This window comes from Derxia lacustris (genome assembly GCF_002105195.1).
Taxonomy (GTDB): Bacteria; Pseudomonadota; Gammaproteobacteria; order Burkholderiales; family Burkholderiaceae_E; genus Derxia; species Derxia lacustris.
On the sequence record NZ_MUHU01000050.1, the window covers coordinates 76,856 to 94,853 of the forward strand.

16 protein-coding genes and 2 tRNA genes are annotated in these 17,998 nt (G+C 69.6%); 6 read left to right on the forward strand and 12 right to left on the reverse strand.

Annotated features, from left to right (window positions below; translation table 11 throughout):
- Entirely contained in the window at positions 1–1,533 is a 1,533-nt protein-coding gene (locus B9P64_RS22015) for a glucosamine inositolphosphorylceramide transferase family protein (protein WP_085318247.1), read from the reverse strand.
- Between the two features lie 9 nt (positions 1,534–1,542).
- Positions 1,543–2,232, reverse strand: a complete 690-nt coding sequence (locus B9P64_RS22020) for a P-loop NTPase family protein (RefSeq protein WP_139826469.1) — start codon at positions 2,230–2,232, stop codon at positions 1,543–1,545.
- A gap of 521 nt (positions 2,233–2,753) precedes the next feature.
- Between B9P64_RS22020 and B9P64_RS22025 the strand changes: the two genes are divergently transcribed.
- From B9P64_RS22025 to B9P64_RS22045, 5 genes are all read left to right on the forward strand, one after another.
- A tRNA-Leu gene (locus B9P64_RS22025) sits at positions 2,754–2,842 on the forward strand.
- A gap of 40 nt (positions 2,843–2,882) precedes the next feature.
- Positions 2,883–3,362, forward strand: a complete 480-nt coding sequence (locus B9P64_RS22030; RefSeq protein WP_085318249.1) for a Crp/Fnr family transcriptional regulator — start codon at positions 2,883–2,885, stop codon at positions 3,360–3,362.
- Between the two features lie 73 nt (positions 3,363–3,435).
- Positions 3,436–3,525, forward strand: a tRNA-Ser gene (locus B9P64_RS22035).
- 202 nt (positions 3,526–3,727) lie between these two features.
- Complete coding sequence (locus tag B9P64_RS22040) at positions 3,728–4,360, forward strand: BRCT domain-containing protein (RefSeq protein ID WP_085318250.1); 633 nt, start codon at positions 3,728–3,730, stop codon at positions 4,358–4,360.
- Positions 4,324–4,728, forward strand: a complete 405-nt coding sequence (locus B9P64_RS22045; protein ID WP_217808735.1) for a hypothetical protein — start codon at positions 4,324–4,326, stop codon at positions 4,726–4,728. Before B9P64_RS22040 ends, B9P64_RS22045 begins: the two co-directional genes overlap by 37 nt.
- Before the next feature lie 70 nt (positions 4,729–4,798).
- Here the strand turns inward: B9P64_RS22045 and B9P64_RS22050 are convergent, their stop codons facing one another.
- From B9P64_RS22050 to B9P64_RS22065, 4 genes are read right to left on the reverse strand one after another with little or no spacing between them, the layout of a single operon-like run.
- Positions 4,799–6,388 (reverse strand): GMC family oxidoreductase, encoded by a 1,590-nt coding sequence (locus B9P64_RS22050; RefSeq protein WP_085317009.1) that lies wholly within the window; start codon positions 6,386–6,388, stop codon positions 4,799–4,801.
- 13 nt (positions 6,389–6,401) lie between these two features.
- Positions 6,402–6,995 (reverse strand): gluconate 2-dehydrogenase subunit 3 family protein, encoded by a 594-nt coding sequence (locus B9P64_RS22055; RefSeq protein WP_085317010.1) that lies wholly within the window; start codon positions 6,993–6,995, stop codon positions 6,402–6,404.
- A gap of 25 nt (positions 6,996–7,020) precedes the next feature.
- The gene (locus tag B9P64_RS22060) at positions 7,021–7,899 is read right to left on the reverse strand and encodes a transporter (protein ID WP_085317011.1); all 879 of its coding nucleotides are present in this window, start codon (positions 7,897–7,899) and stop codon (positions 7,021–7,023) included.
- A gap of 29 nt (positions 7,900–7,928) precedes the next feature.
- Positions 7,929–9,392 (reverse strand): benzaldehyde dehydrogenase, encoded by a 1,464-nt coding sequence (locus B9P64_RS22065; RefSeq protein WP_085317012.1) that lies wholly within the window; start codon positions 9,390–9,392, stop codon positions 7,929–7,931.
- Between the two features lie 316 nt (positions 9,393–9,708).
- Here B9P64_RS22065 and B9P64_RS22070 point away from each other — a divergent pair, with 316 nt between their 5' ends.
- Positions 9,709–11,613, forward strand: coding sequence for a sigma-54-dependent Fis family transcriptional regulator (locus B9P64_RS22070; RefSeq protein WP_085317013.1), 1,905 nt, complete (start codon positions 9,709–9,711; stop codon positions 11,611–11,613).
- Between the two features lie 46 nt (positions 11,614–11,659).
- Here the strand turns inward: B9P64_RS22070 and B9P64_RS22075 are convergent, their stop codons facing one another.
- The 6 genes from B9P64_RS22075 to benA are packed head-to-tail and all read right to left on the reverse strand — an operon-like array spanning position 11,660 to position 17,993.
- The gene (locus B9P64_RS22075; protein WP_085317014.1) at positions 11,660–12,865 is read right to left on the reverse strand and encodes a benzoate/H(+) symporter BenE family transporter; all 1,206 of its coding nucleotides are present in this window, start codon (positions 12,863–12,865) and stop codon (positions 11,660–11,662) included.
- An 11-nt stretch (positions 12,866–12,876) separates the two neighbouring features.
- On the reverse strand, positions 12,877–14,208 hold the full coding sequence (locus B9P64_RS22080; protein WP_085317015.1) for an MFS transporter: 1,332 nt from the start codon (positions 14,206–14,208) through the stop codon (positions 12,877–12,879).
- 44 nt (positions 14,209–14,252) lie between these two features.
- Positions 14,253–15,029, reverse strand: coding sequence for a 1,6-dihydroxycyclohexa-2,4-diene-1-carboxylate dehydrogenase (locus B9P64_RS22085; RefSeq protein WP_085317016.1), 777 nt, complete (start codon positions 15,027–15,029; stop codon positions 14,253–14,255).
- Positions 15,030–15,083: 54 nt separating this feature from the next.
- Entirely contained in the window at positions 15,084–16,091 is a 1,008-nt protein-coding gene (gene benC / locus B9P64_RS22090; protein WP_085317017.1) for a benzoate 1,2-dioxygenase electron transfer component BenC, read from the reverse strand.
- Between the two features lie 52 nt (positions 16,092–16,143).
- Complete coding sequence (benB, locus tag B9P64_RS22095; protein WP_085317018.1) at positions 16,144–16,632, reverse strand: benzoate 1,2-dioxygenase small subunit; 489 nt, start codon at positions 16,630–16,632, stop codon at positions 16,144–16,146.
- Between the two features lie 8 nt (positions 16,633–16,640).
- Positions 16,641–17,993, reverse strand: coding sequence for a benzoate 1,2-dioxygenase large subunit (gene benA, locus B9P64_RS22100; protein ID WP_085317019.1), 1,353 nt, complete (start codon positions 17,991–17,993; stop codon positions 16,641–16,643).
- Positions 17,994–17,998 lie beyond the last annotated feature (5 nt).

Sequence of the window (17,998 nt, forward strand, 5' to 3'; positions counted from 1 at the left end):
TCAGCTCCCGCGCACCGGGCCGCGCGCGCGCAGCCGCAACAGCCACTTGCGCTTGAGCACCACCGGGTTGAGCACCATGCGCTTGCCGTCCACCAGCGTGAACCGGCCCCAGGCCGACACGGTGTGCAGGCCGTCGGGATTGGCGCCGAAGGGGTCGGGCTGCCAGACCCGCACGATCTCTTCCTCGTAGCGGTCGGGCGTGCAGACCAGGATGCGCCGGATCGATACCGCGCCGCCGTAGGTGCGCGAGCAGTCCTGCGCCGGCCGGTACAGCCCGCCGTCATGCCAGAACGGCGTGCCGCCGCAGCGCGCGCCGCGCACATCGACCAGCACCGGATTGTTCTGGTGCGCATGCCAGGGGCCGATGAGGCTTTCGGAAAAGCGCAGGCAGAGGTTGTCGAACGGGCCGGCGTCGGCATCGGTATAGGCGAGCCAGTAGAAGCCGTTGCAGCGAAAGATGACCGGATCGGCGGCGGCCACGCCTTCGAGCAGGCAGGCCACGCGCTGCCAGCGGCCGCGCTCGTCCAGTTCGTGCAGCCAGCATTCGCGCGTGGCGGCGGTCTCGGCGATGGCCCATTGCCGGCCCTCGGCCTCGAACACGAAGGGGAAGGAGACGTGTTTGTCGCCGGCGGGGTTGAACTTGCTGACCACCTCCAGGCCGTCGGGCACGATCTTGAGCCGGCGCAGATGGCCGACGCCGCTGCGCTCGTCGAAGTACTCGGCAAAGAATTCGCGCGTGCTGCCGGGCAGACCGAAGGGATCGGCCAGATAGCCGGTCGATTCGCGCTGGCCGAGCCATTCGACGCGCTGGCCGATGCGTTCGTCGAACGCGGCCTTGCCGATGGGTTCGCGCACCCAGCCGACCATCCACGACTCGGCCAGGAAGATCGAGGCGAGCTTGCTGCGCAGCGCGCGCGCCTTGCCCTGCACCAGCCGCGCCAGCGGCGCGATGCGGCGCGGCGGCGGCGCGACCTCGCCGACCGCATGCAGCGGCACGCCGGCCTTGAAGTCGCGCAGCGTCTGCACCAGCAGCGCGGCGGCGGTGTCGAGATAGCGGTCGAGCGAACCGGTCCAGCCCGGGCCGGCGGCGATGCGCGCGGCGCGCAGCACGCGGGCGCTGTTCGGGCCGTCGGCCACCACGAACACCGTGCCCACGCCCGTGCGCGCAATGCCGTCTAAGCCGGGGAAGGCGCCGCTCACCGGCCGGCCGCATTCGTCCACCAGCCGCCAGCAGGGCCAGCTCTGCGCGCCGTCCTCGTCGCTGCCGCCGGCCAGATCGATCACCAGCTCGTTGCCGGCGGGATTGCGCCCGACCGGGCGCTGGCGCGGAAAGCTGTCGTCGGCGCCGCGCGCCAGTGCCGGCACGCGTCGCCGCAGCGCCGGCAGCGCCAGGCGCCAGCCGAGCGAGGAATGCGCGGTCCCGGCTTCGAGCACGACCAGCGGCGTGGGCACCATGTCCTGGAGGCGGTCGAGCAGCCGCGCGAGCCAGTCGGGCAGCGGGCCGGGCGGGAGGATGACCTGGAGGCGATGCACGGCGCGCGATCAGAGACGGCGGTAGACCGCGTCCGGCACATAGAAGCGCCGCTTGTTCAGCACCGTGCCCACCACATTGGCGCGCAGCGCGCGCAGGTTGGCGACCAGCTTCTCGGCCACCGGCGCGCGGGTGCGCTCGGCTTCGAGCACCACCAGCACAGCATCGGCAAACGGCGCGCAGACCAGCCCGAGCTTGGAGCGCGAGGCCGGCGGCACGTCGAGCACGATCTCGTCGAAGCGCGCGCGCAGCAGGCGCCAGGCCGACACGTCGGTCAGGTCGGCGGCGGTACGGCGGCGCGAATGGCCGGCCGGCACCAGCGCGCCGGCATGCAGGTTGTGCCCCACTTCCGACACCAGATCGTCGACCGCGATGCCACCGCGCAGCGCCTCGAACAGCGGCCGGTGCCGGCTCGCCGCATCGCCCAGCACCTCGGGCGAGATGCCGAGCACCAGCACGCGCCGGCCGTAGAGCGTGGCCGCCACCTCGGCAAACGACCAGGCGACGGTCGACACGCCTTCGCCGCCGCTCGGCGCGATGAACTCGGTCACCCGGCCGGCGCTGGCCGGCACCAGGGCATCGAGCCGCAGCACCAGATCGATGACCGCCTGGCTCACGGCCTGGTCGGCATGCTCGCCGGTCAGGGCGTCGACCGGCGGGCGCGCCACGGGTTGAAGGTCGATACGGGAATCCAGAGGCATGTTGCGTTCGGGCATCGGCAGGCCGGACCCCGAGACGACCGGGAACGGCATCGTCGTGGGCGGTTTCCGCTCAAGGAGGTCTATTGGTGATTGCCCGTAGTCAAGCCGTGACGGGCAGCGTTGCTGACGCTGACTAGGAATTTAACTTAGGAAAATTTGATCCTCACAGCTTTCCGACTGGCGGCAAAAGCAGCCTGCGAGCCCGCCTACACCAGAGAAAGTGTGAAGTATTTCACTAAAAATTTTTATAAAGCAGATTGGACGGGCTTTTTGCGCTGCGAACCGCAAGAAGCGACCGTTCATCGATTGACCACTGAACCTAGGTTTTCTTAGCTGGCTGAAGCCATCGACTTGTATCGCTATGTGATGTGCATTGCAGTCAAGAGCGGCTTGTCATCAGCCGACGGACGGACGCTTGTCGGCGCGGAAAGCCGATGCGGGCACCGTTGTTCACCGTCTTGCCAGGGGAGCGCCGGTCCGGCGGGCACTTGGCGCTAACATCCCGCTCCGCTTCCCGCCAGGCCCGGGTGGTGAAACAGGTAGACACAGCGGACTTAAAATCCGCAGCCCCTAACAGGGCGTACCGGTTCGATTCCGGTCCCGGGCACCAACCTTCCGATGCGCCCAGGCGCCGAGGTGCGCGCCGACAGATGGACAGCCACAGCTTGATTCACCGTTTTGCCGCCGCCGCGAGCGCCGCCCGGGCCGACGACAGCCTGCTGCCCGCCGGCTGGAGCGCGGCCGACTGGACCAGTCTGGCTGCCTTGGCGCAGCCGATCGGCATCGAGGCCGGCGATGCGCTCATCACCAGCGGCAACACCGAGCAGTCGCTGTTCCTGGTCTGCAGCGGCTCGGTCGAGGTGGCCTATGTGGCGCGTCAGACGCTGACGATGTCGATCATGTCGCACGTACCGGCCGGCTCGATCGTCGGCGAGCAGTCGTTCTTCGATGCCTCGCCGCGCTCGGCCAATGTGTGGGCGGTCGAGGATTGCGCGCTGCTGCGCATCGACCTGCGCGACTTCGAGCGCTATGCGCTCGCCGAACCGCGCCGCGCCTTCGAGCTGTCGTTCGCGCTCGGCCGGGTACTGGCGCTGCGGCTGCGCGCGACGACGGCGCGCATCGGCGTCTGACCGCCAGCACAACGCCGCGCGCTCGGCATGGCCGAATCCGCTGCGGCGCAGCTAGAATGCGCACCCGCCCGAAGGAAGCGTGCCAGAGCGGTTTAATGGACCGGTCTTGAAAACCGGCGATGGGGTAACCCATCCGTGAGTTCGAATCTCACCGCTTCCGCCAATGCCTCAGTCGAGCCCTTGACCTTCAAGGGCTTTTTTGTTGCCCGCGCGCAGGGGATGGCCTGGTCGCTGTCGCACGGCGTTCTCGGCGGCGGGCGCTTCGTGCCGATCTTCTCGGACAGCCATATCCACGCCGCCAGCCGTGAGCGCACACCGCGACAGCCTGCAAGCGGGCCAATCCGGCCCGCTTCGGGATACAGGCGATGGCTTCCAATTTCTTCGCCCGGCAGGGCGCCGCATTCAAGAACGATCTCAACCGCTCCCTGGGCGCGCTCGTCGGCATCGCTCAGGGCCTGCTATGCGATGGCGTGCTCAACGACGACGAAATCCGCTTCCTCGATCGCTGGCTTGTCGCCAACGAGAGCCTGTCGCTCACCTGGCCCGGCGACGTGCTGCACGCCCGGGTACGCGCGGTCCTCGCCGACGGCGTCATTGCCGAGGAGGAGCGGGCTTACCTCGTGGCGACCTTGCAGTCCCTCATCGGCGGTAGCCTTGAAGAGCTGGCCGAGCCCACGCACGTCACTGCGCTGGCGTTCGACCACACGGCGGAAGTCACCTTCGAAGGTCGGCGCTTCGTGCTCACCGGCGACTTCGTGTTCGGGCCGCGCAAGACCTGCTCCAGGGTGATCGAGCTGCACGGCGGCGAGGTCGCGTCGAGCATCACGCGCAAGGTCGATTACGTGGTCGTCGGTGGCCTCGGCAGCCCGGAATGGAAGCACGGCAGTTTCGGCATCAAGATCGAAACGGCGATGCAGCTGCGCCGCGACGGCTTGCCCATCGCGCTCGTGCAGGAAGACCAGTGGGCGAACGCGATCCCGCGCACGGCGGCGGCCTGATGCGCTGGCAACGCGAAGTCAGCGAGCCAGACCGCGCCGGCCTGTCGTGGCCGGAGCTTTGGGCCGGGCCCGATTGCGGCCTCATCGCCAGCTGGGAACGCGGCAGGCAGAAGGCCGGCGAGACACCGGAGCTCGCCGCTGCGGCAGGCGCCGGCGAGCTGGTTCTGTTGCCGTGGAAGGGGGGCGTGGAGCAGCCGACGAAGACCGGGCGCAAGGTCGGGAGCCTGCTCTACCTGGCCATGTGGCAAGGGCTGCGCGGCGAACCGCTCGACGTCGATTTGGCGTGCGATGTGCAGCTCACATGCAGCCGTCACGGCGTGATGGTGACCTTCACCGGTGATTCGGTGCGCATTGCCAAGGCTCGCTGACGGCGCGTCCACACCGTCGGCCCTCATGAGCGTATGAGGCAGGCAACGAAGCCGCCCCAACCCGCCCGACCTAAGCCGCCCTCCGCCGCCCCGCCGGATGCGCCGCATTCAACCCATCGGCGATGTAGTGCGCCAGCGCATACACGGTCTCCGACGGGTTGTAGCCGATGGACGTCGGCAGCAGGCTCGCATCGGCGATGTAGAGGTTCTTCACGTCATGCGTCTCGCCGCGCGGATTGACCACCGTCCTGGCCGGATCGGCGCCCATGCGGCAGGTGCCTTGCGGATGGAAGGACGTGTAGCGGTAGCGCGAGCGCTCGTTCTTCAGCCCGGCGATCACGCCGTCCACCGCCTCGACGCTGTCGATCTCCAGCTTCTGCGACGACGGGATGTACAGCCGCCGCGCGCCGGCCGCGAACAGCACCTTGCAGGTCGTCGCGAGCCCCTTCTTCATCGCCTCGAAATCCTCGTCGTCCACGTCGTAGCGGATCGACTTGGCGCCGTCCTTCCAGCTCACCTCGCCCACGTTCTTGTCGTGGATCAGGCTGATGAGCCGAGTCGTGGACTTGTAGCGGCTCATGAAGTCGACATAGGGCTTGCCGGTGCCCGGCTCGACCTGGGTGCTGGCCTCGACCGGGTCCTGCACCGCGTTGAGCAGCAGATAGCCGCCGTTTTCCGGCAGCGTGTCGCGGTCCATGTAGAGCGAATGCGTCGCGCCGTGAAAGTCGTAGACCGGCTGGTCGAACATCGCGGTCACCGACATCGTCGGATGGCACGCGAAGTTCTTGCCGACCTGGCCGCTGCCGTTGGCGAGCTGGCTGCGCAGCAGCAGCAGCGGCGTCTGCACCGGGCCGGCGGCCAGCACCACGATCGGCGCATCGACGCGCAGCCGCGCCTTCGGCTTGCCGGTCTGCTGGTCGACCACCTCGGCCTCGACGCCGGTCGCCTTGCCGTCGCGCGCCAGCACCTGCGTGACCCGCGTGTCGGAATGGATGGTTGCGCCGTGCTGCACCGCCCACGGCAGATAGGTCACGAGCATCGACTGCTTGCGGTCCGAGGCGCAGCCCGCGAAGCACATGCCGGTCAGCACGCAGTCGCGCACATTGCGGCGCGCCTCGCCGCGCGGCAGGCCGAGCTTGGCCATGCCGGCAGCGATCAGTTCGGCGCCGCCGCTGGTCTCCTGCGGCGTGACCGCGCGGATGCCGAGGTTGCGCTCGACCTTCTCGAAATAGGGCCGCAGGGTCGCCGGCGTGAGCGCGGTCAGGCCGAACTCGCGGCCCCACAGGTCGAGGTAGTAGTCGGGCGTGCGAAAGCACAGCGCGGCGTTGACCACCGTCGAGCCGCCGACGCAGGCGCCCTGCAGGATCGCGATGTCGCCGCTGTCGTTGTTCTGGCCGCCGTGGTCGGCGTAGAGCGTGCCCATGCTGATCGCGAGCATCTCGGTGAATTTCTCGGACGGCACATAGGGGCCGGCTTCGAGCACGATCACCTTCTTGCCGGCCTTGGCCAGTTCATAGGCCATCACCGCGCCGCCCGCGCCCGAGCCGACCACGACCGCGTCGGCTTTCAGGTGCAGATGGGCGCCGGCGGCGATGTCGCTGGCCTGGGTCACGGGCAGGCCGTGCTTCGGCACTTCGACCGGAATCGTCTTGTTGGTCATGTTGCTGGTCTCCTCAAGCCTGGGGCAGCGGCTGGTTGCCGAGCGACGGAATGCGGTTGCGGCGCGTGACCGGGCCGTCGTAGCCGAGCGGTCCCCAGGTCGGCGGATTGGCGAAGTAGGCGAGCGCGACGAGCTTCTTGAGGCCCAGGCTCAGCGCGCGCTGCGGCACTTCGGTGCCATTGGCCCAGGCGTCGCAGAAGGCGATTGCGTCGGCATCGCCGAGGTCGACGAAGGCCTTGCCGTAGCCCGCCTTCGGGCCGTCGTTGAAATAGCCGATGCCGCCGCGCAGCCCGGCGAGGATGTGCGGCGGCATGGTCGCGAGCAGCGCCGCGTCGAGCGTCTGGAGCACCGGCACCTGGGCCGGCGGCAGCAGCGCGCTGCCCTCGGTCGGCAACATCACGTCGAGCAGGCGCTGGAACACGCGGGCCTCGGTCGCGCCGACGAATTTCATCGGCGCGGGCGCGGCGGCGCGCAGCGTGGCGGGCGCGCCGGCGGTCAGGCCGAGCGCGGCGGCGGCGAGCAGGAACTGGCGCCGCGTGAGGCCGCCGGCGGCGGTCATCGCAGGCAGGGCGGCGGCGCCGCGCGGATCGGGCGTGGAAATGCGCATGGTTGTCTCCTGAATCGGATGGCGGTCAGAAGACCTGGAGCAGGCGCAGGTTCACGCGCGCGCTTTCCTTGAAGCCGTTGTCCACCCGCAGATCGCGGCCGACGTTGACGAGCAGTTGCGTCGCCGGCCCGACGAAGGCGGCGGTGCCGAGCTGGAACTTGGTGACATTGGCCGCGTCGTTGCGCGACACGCCGGCGACCTTGGTCTCGCCCAGATGCGCGTAAGACAGCCCGCCGCGCAGGTCCCAGGTCGGGCTCATCGCATAGCGCGCAAAGCCCTGGAGCTGGGTCGTGGCCGATTGTTCGAGCGAGGCGCCGGCGGCATTGGCCTTGTCGTTCTTGCCGTAGGCCGTCACGTCGGCGGCGAGGTCGATGGTCCACTTGTCGCCGAGGCCGAACAGCCAGGCGGCTTGCAGCGCGGTCTTCCAGCGGTTCTCGCCGAGGTTGAGCGGCTTGTTCGCGTCGTAGGTGCCGGTGGGCGCGTAGACGAACGGCGTGATGCCGAAATAGCTGCGCTTCGCCGCGTCCTCATGCAGCCAGACGGTGGCGGCGAGGATCAGGTCGCCGACGCCGCTGCGGTTGCCGAGTGCCGGCGCCAGATCGTTCTTGGCTTCGAGCCGGCCGAAGGGCAGCAGGAATTGCGGATCGACCGTGAAGCCGGCGATCTTCATGAAATGGATCATCCGCAGGATGCCGATGTTGGAGTCGAGGCCGTAGCTGCCGGCCGGGCGCTTGCCGTTGGCATAGAGCTGGTCGCGCTGGGCGGTCTGGGCGTAGAGCGCCGCGATGTTCGTGCCCTCGGGCAGGGCGGTGTAGTCGCCGGCGTCGATGTCGATGGCGTGGGCGGCAGTGCCGGCAAAGGCGAGCGTGGCGCCGAGCAGGGCGGTGCGCAGGGACGGGTTCATGTGGGTCTCCTCTTGGGTCTTGTTGTTGGTCAGAACGGGTACTGGATGCCTTGTTCGAGCACGCTGACCCACTGCGTCTCGGTGAACTCATGCAGGTTGGCCGGGCCGCCAAAGCGCCCGCCATTGCCCGACGCGCCCATGCCGCCGAAGGGCACCTGGAATTCGTTGTTCACGGTCTGGTCGTTGATGTGGACCATGCCGGTGTGCAGCCGCGCCGCGAGGGCGAGGCCGCGTTGCACGTTGCGGCTGTGGATCGCGGCCGCGAGGCCATAGGGCGAGGCGTTGACCAGCGCGACCGCCTCGTCGTCGCTGTCGAACACGGTGATGGGCGCGACCGGACCGAAGATTTCCTCGCTGAACGCCGCCATGTCGGGTCGCACGTCGGCGAGCACGGTCGGGCGGTAGAACAGGCCGGACTGCGGGCCGCCGGTGAGCAGCCGGGCGCCGTCGCGCAGCGCGCCCTGCACGATGGCGTCGATGCGCGCGAGCTGCCTGGCGTTGATGATCGGGCCGAGATGGACCGGCTCGGTGAACGGGTCGCCGACCGCGAGCTTGCCGGCGCGCTCGGCGAGCAGCTCGGCATAGCGCGCCGCGACGCTGCGATGCACGAGATGGCGCCCGGCCTGCATGCAGATCTGGCCCTGATGCAGAAAGGCGCCCCAGGCGCCGCTGGAGCTGGCGGCGTCGAGATCGGCATCGTCGAGCACGACCAGCGCGTTGTTGCCGCCGAGTTCGAGCGCGCACTTCTTGAGCAGCTGGCCGCAGGTGGCGCCGATGCTGCGGCCGACGCCGGTCGAGCCGGTGAAGGCGATCATCGACACCGCCGGATGGCGCACGACGGCGTCGCCGGTGTCGGGACCGCCGGGCAGCAGTTGCAGCAGGCCGTCGGGCAGGCCGGCATCGGCAAACAGCTGGGCGATCAGCGCGCCGCCGATCACGGCGGTCTGCACATCGGGCTTGAGCAGCACGGCATTGCCGAGCGCCAGCGCCGGCGCGATCGAGCGCATCGACAGCAGCAGCGGGAAGTTCCACGGCGAGATCACGCCGACCACGCCAATGGGCACGCGGCGCCAATAGTTGGTGCGGCCCGGCATGGCCGACGGAAAGATCTCGCCGGTCGGCTGCATCGGCAGGCTTGCGCTCATCAGCAGCTGCTCGTAGGTGGCGTGCAGCTCCCAGTCGGCCTTGAGCGGCACCGAGCCGGCTTCGCGGACGTTCCAGTAGCGAAAGCTGTCGGCGCGCTCCTTGAGCAGGCGCGCGGCCTCGCGCAGCACGGCGGCGCGCCGGTCGAAGGGCGTGGCGGCCCAGGCTTTCTGGGCGAGCGCGGCGGCGCGGGCGGCCTCGTCCACATCGGTGGCGTCGGCGATGCCGGTGCGGCCGAGCACGGCGCCGGTCGCCGGCTCGCGCACCTCGGCGCTGCCGCCGTGGGCTTCGCGCCAGCCCGAGCTGTAGATCAGGCCGCTCGACGGAAGCGGAAGTTCGTGGATGTTCATGCCGGTCTCCTCGGTGGTGGCTGAGGGCGGGTCTGGGCCCGCCGCGTTTGCCTAGGGCAAGCGGCGTACCGCCCCGGCCGGCGGCGCTGGCGACGGCGCTTGTCCCTGCCAAATCAAGCGCTTGCGAAGCGGCGCGCGCTGGCGGCGGCGTCTCGCGCGTCCCGCTGCGGGATGCGCCGGTCTCATTGCGGGACGCCGAGACGCCGAAACCACAGTCGGGCGACGGACGGCGCTAGGGGTTTGGTCGCGTTGACGCTGGCGCGCCCGCGTCGCTAGGGTCGGCGCACTTTTTCATCCGCGCGTGTGAACCTGAATCGTGGCTACCTCTTTTGCAACTGGCGGCGGCTATGCACCGGAGACCATCCGGCGCGCCCGCCATGCCTTCTTCAACGACGGCCAGTGCGCCGACGGGCTGGTCGAGGACGCGGTCCTGCGCTCCTGGACCCGCTGCCGCGACGGCGGCCGCCGCATCGACGAGCCGATCGAGTTCACCTCGCTCGACCGCGCCGCGGCCAGCCTGCTGATCGAGCGCAACCGGGCGCTGCTCGACGCGGCCCGGCCCGAACTCGTGGCGCTCGCGCGCTCGATGCAGGACGCCGGCTATGCCGTGCTGCTCACCGATGCCCACGGTCACACGCTGGCGGTGGAAGGCGCGATGCCCACGCACTGCGCCACCTTCCGCAACGCCTTCCGGCCCGGCGTCGATCTGTCGGAGCGCGCCATCGGCAGCAATGCCATGAGCATCGCGATGGCCGAGCAGCAGACGGTGCGGCTGTTCGGGCCGGAGCATTTCTTTGCCGATACCCAGCTGTTTCATTGCTGCGCGGCGCCGGTGTTCGATCCGCAGGGCAATGTGGTCGGCGCGGTCGATGTCGGACATGACGCGCCGAACATGTCGCAGGCCGCGCTCTGGCTCGCGCAGCGCTGCGCCCAGCGCATCGAGCGACGCATGTTCATGGAGCTGCCGGCCTATGTGCGCATCGGCATCGATGTCGGCGACGAGCTGCCGGGCGCCGGCGCGGCCAGCACCGCCGCCTGGCTCGCGCTCGATGAAGACGGCCAGCTGATCGCGGCCTCGCGCGCCGCGCGCCAGCTCATCGGGCTGCCGCCGAGTCTGGTCGGGCTCGATTTCGGCGCGCTGTTCGATGCGCGCTTCCATGCCTGGGCGCCCGGGCTGCGCCTTGCGCCCGAGCTGCCGTTGCGGCTGCAGAACGGCATGCGGCTGCGCGCCCAGCCGCTTGCGCCGGCACTGGCACGCGCCGCGATTGCGCCCGCACGCTCGGTGCCATCTGCCGCCGCGCGGCCCTGCTTCGGCGATGCCCGGCTCGATGCCGGCTTCGACCGGGCGGCGCGCGCGCTGCGGGCCGCGCTGCCGGTGCTGCTCAGCGGCGAGACCGGCTGCGGCAAGGACGTGACCGCGCGCGCCCTGCATCAGGCCAGCGAGCGCGCGGCCGGCCCGTTCGTCGCGCTCAATTGCGCCGCCATTCCGGGCGAGCTGCTGGCCGGCGAACTGTTCGGCCATGTGGATGGCGCCTACACCGGCTCGCGGCGCGGCGGCGCGCCCGGCAAGATCGAAGCCGCTGCCGGCGGCACGCTGTTCCTCGACGAGATCGGCGACATGCCGCTGGCGCTCCAGGCCACGCTGCTGCGTGTGCTCGACAGCGGCGAGGTGGTGCGGCTGGGCAGCACGCGGCCGGTGACGGTCGATCTGCGCATCGTCTGCGCAACCCACCGCGATCTGCGCGCCCAGGTGGCCGACGGGCGCTTCCGCGAAGACCTGTACTACCGCATCGCCGGCCATCCGTTCCGGCTGCTGCCGCTGCGCGAGCGGGCCGACTTCGATGCGCTGCTCGACGCGCTGGTACTGGCCGCCGGCGAGGCGCCGGAGCGCATCGGCGGCGCGCTGCGCCAGACGCTGCGCGCGGCACCGTGGCCGGGCAATGTGCGCCAGCTCGCGCATGCGCTGCGGCGCGCGTTTGCGCTGGCCGAGCCGCAGGCGCCGCTGACCCGCGCCGACTTCGACGATGAACTGGCGGCCGATGCGCTGGCCGCTGCACCCAGGCTTTCCGGTGCCGAAGGCGGCCTGCTGCAACGCGCCGAGGACAGCGCGATCCGGCAGGCGCTGGACGAGGCTGGCGGCAACGTGACCGCCGCCGCCCGGCTGCTCGGCATGGGCCGGGCCACGCTCTACCGCCGGCTCGGGCGGCAGCGTTCAGCCTGAACGACAAGGCTCGCCTGGGCCGGATCGGCGCAGGCGGGTTGCAAGCTCAGCCCGGCCGGCTCGTTCGCGCGGCCCGCGCCAGCCACGGCGCGCTGAACGGCCGATGCAGCACCAGCCACGCCAGCGACCCGAGCGCCACGCCCCAGAACGCCGAGCCCAGCCCGAACAGCGACATGCCGGACGCCGTCGCCAGGAAGGTGATGACCGAGGCCTCGCGCTGGTCCGGCTCGCTCATCATCCCGAGCAGGTTGTTGCCGATGGCGCCGACCAGCGCCAGCCCCGCGAGCACCGCGACGAAGGTCTTGGGCAGCGCGGTGAACAGCAGCACGATGGTTCCGGCAAAGCTGCCGCCCAGCAGATAGAAGACGCCATTGGCGAGCCCCGCCACATGGCGCCGCGCCGGGTCCGGATGCGCCTCGGGGCCGGTGCACAGCGCGGCCGTGATCGATGCCGTGACCAGGGTGATGCCGCCGAACAGCGCCGCCGGCAGCGACACCAGCCCGAGCACGCCCAGCACCGGCCGTGCCGGCACGTCATAGCCGGCCTGGCGCAGGATCGCCAGGCCCGGCATGAACTGCCCGGTCAGGCTCACCAGCACCAGCGGCAGCGCCAGCCCGAGGGTGGCGCGCGCGGTCCATTCGGGCGCGATGAACATCGGCGTCGCCAGACTCGGCCGCAGGCCGTGCAGGCTCGCGCCTTCGACCCCCACGGCCAGCGCAATGCCGGCAATGAGCAGCAGCACCAGGCAATGGCGCGGCAGCAGCCGGCGCAGCAGCAGATAGACCGCGATCATCCCGAAGGCCAGCGTCGGCGCCAGCTCGGCCGCCGTGAAGGCGCCGACGCCAAAGCGGAACAGGATGCCGGCCATCATCGCGCTGGCCACGCCGCGTGGGATGAGCCCGACCAGCCGGTCGAAGCCGCCCGACAGCCCGATCGCCACCAGCACCGCCGCCGCCACCAGATAGGCGCCGACCGCCTCGTTGAGCGAGATGGCCGGGAACAGCGCCACCAGCAGCGCCGTGCCCGGCGCCGACCAGGCGGTGATGACCGGCGCGCGAAAGCGCCAGCTCAGCAGCAGCCCCGACAGGCCGGCGCCGATGGAGATGGCCCAGACCCAGGAGGCGATCATTTCCGGGGCCGCGCCGGCGCGCTGAGCGGCCTGGAAAAAGATGACGAGCGGCCCCGAGTAGGAAATGAGCACCGCCATGAAACCGGCGGTCAGGGCTGAGAGCGAGAAGTCCCTGAGCGGCATCGCCGGCGCGCTCAGGCGGTGGCTGCAAGCGCTGGCAGATCGGGCGCGCGATGACCGGCCGCAAACACCGCCATCGCGGCGCAGGCCAGCACGCCGGGCAGTGCGAAGGCATAGAAGTTGTAGTCGAGCGGCAGCTCCATGCCGAGCAGCGCGCCGCCCAGGATCGGGCCCAGGATGGCGCCGTTGCGGCCCACGCCCGAGGCCCAGCCGAGGCCGGTCGAGCGCATGGCCATCGGATAGAACTGGGCGCCGAGCGCATACAGCAGGATTTGCGAACCGATGGTGGTGGCGCCGGCCACGGCGATCAGCGCATTGAGCAGCCAGGCCGGTTGCGGATGGCCGAGCAGCCCGATCGACAGTGCCGCCAGCGCAAAGAACGCCGCCAGCACGCGCGGCAGATTGATGCGGTCGCCAAGCCAGCCGCCGCCCACCGCGCCGAAGATGGCGCCGAAGTTGAGCACCAGCAGAAAGCTCAGGCTGGAGCCGAGGTCGTAGCCGGCCTTGACCATCAGCTTGGGCAGCCAGGAGTTGAGCGCATAGACCATCAGCAGGCAGGCGAAGAAGGCGGTCCACAGCATCAGGCTGCGCAGCGCCCGGCCCTCGCGGAACAGCGCGAACAGCGGCGCGCCCCGGGTGATGGCGGCCGGCATGCGCAGCGGCACGCCGGCCGGCGCGGCAAAGTCCGGATCGAGCCGCGCCAGGATGTCGCGCGCCTCGTCCTCGCGGCCGGCGCGCAGCAGAAAGCCGACCGACTCGGGCAGGAACAGCAGGATCGCCGGCAGCAGCAGCAACAGCGCGCCGGCCACGAAGAACACCCACTGCCAGCCGAGCGTCGGCATCAGCAGCATGCCGAGCGTGGCCGACAGCATGCCGCCGACCGAATAGCCGCTGAACATCACCGCCACCAGCAGGCTGCGGATGCGCTTGGGCGCGTACTCGCTGATGAGCGCGACCACATTGGGCATGACGCCGCCGATGCCAAGCCCCGCGATGAAGCGGCAGACGCCAAACTGCCCCGGCGTGGCGGCGAAGCCGTTGAGCACCGTGAAACCGCTGAACAGCAGCACGCAGGCGGCGATGACCTTCTTGCGGCCAAAGCGGTCGGCGAGCGGGCCGAACAGCATCGCGCCGGCCATCATCCCGAACAGAGCATAGCTGCCGAGCGCGCCGGCCTCGATCGGGCTCAGGCCCCATTGCTTCATCAGCACCGGCAGCACCACGCCGTAGATGACCAGGTCGTAGCCGTCGAACACGATGATGAGTGCGCACCAGAACAGCACGCTCCAGTGAAAGCGGTTGAAGCGCGCGTTGTCGATGACGCCGGAAATGTCGGTGGACTGCATGTCTCCCCCTTTGCGGGTGGTTGTGGTGATCGCGCCGTGACGGCTCAGCCGAGGTCGCCGCCGCCGATGGGCAGCACGACGCCGGTGATGTAGCTGGCCTCGTCCGAGGCCAGGAAAAGGATGGCGCCGGCCTGCTCGTCGATGCTGCCGTAGCGCTTCATCAGGCTGGAGGCGACGGTCTGGTCGACGATCTGGCGGTACCAGCGCTGCTCGTCGGCGCTCGGCGTTTCGGTGTTGCGCGGCACGCGACGCGGCGGCGCCTCGGTGCCGCCGGGCGCGGTGGCGTTGACGCGGATGCCGCGCTCTGCGGTCTCGAAGGCGAGGCAGGCGGTCAGCGCATTGACGCCGCCCTTGGCCGCGCCATAGGGCACGCGGTTCACGCCGCGCGTGGCGATCGACGACACGTTGACGATGGCGCCCTGGCCGCGCTCAAGCATGTGCGGCAGTGCCGCATGGCAGCACCACAGCGTGGGGAACAGCGAGCGCCGCACCTCGGCTTCGATCTCGTGCTCGCGGTAATGCTCGAAGGGCTTGGCCCAGATCGTTCCGCCGACGTTGTTGACCAGCACATCGAGCTTGCCGAAGCGCTCGACCGCCTGCGCCATCACGCCTTCGCAATCGGCATGGCGCTCAAGATCGGCGGTGAGGGTCAGGATGCGGCCGTCGGCGCCGGGCAGGGCGCGCAGCTCGTGGATGAAGTCGGCGCGGTCGACCGCGACCAGGCTTGCACCTTCCTCCAGCAGCCGCTCGGCGACGCGGCGGCCGATGCCCTGGGCCGCGCCGGTGACGACGGCAACCTTGTTCTCGAATCTCTGGCTCATGAACGGCCTCGCAAAAAAAGGCCCACGCGCCTGGAGACGCGACGGGCCGGGAAATCAGACGCTCGCGGCGAACTTCTCGTAGTGGAAGCCGGCGCCGTCGAGCGCGCGTTCGCGGATGAAGCGGCTCACCGCCTCGACCATCGGCGGCGGGCCGCAGAGGTAGATGTCGACTTCGCCGGCATTGAGATGCGCCGGCTCGATGTGCTCGGTGACATAGCCGGTGCGCGGATGGGCGCTTTCGCGATTGGCGACGCAGGTCGCGAACGTGAAGTTGGGGATGCGCGCGGCCAGCTCGGCGAGCCGGTCGGTCGCCACCAGATCGGCGTCATGGGTCACGCCGTAGATCAGGTGGATCGGATGGGCGCTGCCTTGCGCCGCGATGCGGTCGAGCATCGCGGTGAAGGGCGCGAGGCCGGTGCCGCCGGCCAGCATCAGCACCGGCCGGCGGATGTCGCGCAGATAGAAGCTGCCGAGCGGGCCTTCGAGCCGCAGCGCGTCGCCGGCCTTGGCCGACTGCGTGAGCCAGCCGCTCATGAGGCCGCCGGGCACGTTGCGGATCAGGAAGGCCACGCGGCCGTCCTGCGGCATCGAGCTGAACGAGTAGGCACGCGTCTCGGTCGTGCCGGGCACGCCGAGCTTGACGTACTGCCCGGGCAGAAAGGACAGGCCGCGCAGCGACTCGCCCTCGATGGTGAGCGCCAGCGTGCTCGGCGACAGCGCTTGCAGCTCGGCGACGCGGGCGTCGAACACGGTCGGCGCGGCGCGGCAGAGGTCGGACGTGACCGGCACGCGCAGCACGCAATCGCTCGCCGCGCGCATCTGGCAGGTGAGCACATAGCCCTGCGCCGCCTCGTCCTCGCTGAGCGCGTCCTCGATGTATTCGCCCATCGTGAAGCTGCCCGACTCGGCGAAGCACTTGCAGGTGCCGCAGGCGCCGTCGCGGCAGTCGAGCGGCACATTGATGCCTTGGCGGAAGGCCGCGTCGGCCACGGTCTCGTCGGGCGTGGCGGCGATGAAACGCGTCACGCCGTCCTCGAATTGCAGGGCGATCTGGTGATTCATGGGGGCTCCGCGCGGGCCGGCGCGCAGTGGGCCGGCCGCAATTGCGCTGGGCTCAGACGTGATAGACGTCGAGCACGTGATGGATGTAGTCGTTCTTGAGCACGACGACCTTGCGCTTGATGAGCGGCTCGGCGCCCGCCGTGTCGATCACATAGCGCGACATGCCGAAATAGCTGTCGGTGATCCTGTAGCGGTAGCTGAAGGTGTGCCAGTTGAAGCGCAGCGTCACCAGGCTGCCGTCGCGCGACTCGACTTCCACATTGCTGATGTTGTGGCTGGTGCGGGTGTCGGGCAGGGTCGCGGCCGAGCGCTCGGTCTTGATGCGGAACACGCGGTCTTCGAGGCCGCCCCGGTTGGGGTAGTAGATGAGCGAGATCTCGCGCTGCGGATCGACGGTGAGCTCGTCGTCGTCGTCCCAGGCCGGCATCCAGAATTCGGCATCGGGCGCATAGCAGGTGAGCCATGCGTCCCATTGCCGGTCGTCGAGCAGGCGCGCTTCGCGGTAGAGGAAGGCCGTGAGTTGTTCGGTGCTGATCGTCATGGCGGTCCTCAGGCCTGGCCGGTTTCGCTGTCGAGCGCATGCCGCATCTGTTCGAGCCAGTAGCGGTGCTGCTCGGTGTAGAGGCCCTCGTCCTCGGTCTTGATGCCGCTCAGGCGCGGATGCAGATCGATCTCCTTCGCGGCAGCGTCGGCGCCGTGCACCCAGTGGGTTGCGCCGCGGCACATGTCGTTCCACTCCAGCGCGATGCCGGCATAGCCCTGCTGGCAGGCGCGGAACTCCTCCAGGTCGTCGGGCGTGGCCATGCCGGTGGCGTTGAAGAAGTCCTCGTACTGGCGGATGCGGCGCGCGCGGGCCTCGGCCGATTCGCCCTTGGGCGCGATGCAGTAGATGGTGACTTCGGTCTTGTCGACGGCGATCGGTCGCAGCACCCGGATCTGCGAGCCGAACTGGTCCATCAGATAGACGTTGGGATAGAGGCAGAGGTTGCGCGAGTGGCCGATCATCCAGTCGGCGCGGGCCTGGCCGAACTTGCTCACCAGCTCGTCGCGGATCTGGTAGGCGGGCCGGTCCTCGGGATTGGCCCACTTGGTCCACAACAGCATGTGGCCATGCTCGAAGGAGTAGAAGCCGCCGCCCTGCTTGGCCCAGCTGCCGGCGTCCATCGCCTTGATCTGGTCGCCGGCCGCCGCCTGCTTGCGGTGGTTGGTGGTGGCGGCGTAGTTCCAGTGCACCGAACTGACGTGATAGCCGTCGGCGCCGTTCTCGGTCTGGAGTTTCCAGTTGGCGTCGAAGGTGTAGGTCGAGGCGCCGCGCAGCACTTCGAGTCCGTCGGGCGACTGGTCGACGATCATGTCGATGATCTTGGTCGCCTCGCCGAGGAACTCGGCCAGCGGCTTGACGTTGGCATTGAGGCTGCCGAACAGAAAGCCGCGATAGCTCTCGAAGCGCGCCACCTTCTTGAGGTCATGGCCGCCGTTCCTGTTGAAGCCGTCGGGATAGCCGGCGTCGGTCGCGTCCTTGACCTTGAGCAGCTTGCCGCTGTTGTTGAAGGTCCAGCCGTGAAAGCTGCAGGTGAAGTTGGCGCGGTTGCCCTTCTTGTGCCGGCACAGCGTCGCGCCACGGTGCGAACAGGCGTTGATGACGGCGTTCAGCTCACCGGCCTTGTTGCGCGTGATGACGATGGGTTGACGCCCCATGAACGTCGTCAGGTAGTCGTTCGGATTCGGGATCTGGCTTTCATGCGCCAGATAGATCCAGTTGCCCTCGAAGATGTGCTTCATCTCCAGCTCGAACAGCGCCTCGTCGGTGAAGGCCGAGCGGTGCAGGCGGTAGTCCTGCCGTTCGCGGTCCTCGATCAGCAGGCTGTCGAGGCGCGGCTTGCCGCCATCGAAATTGCTCATGTGCG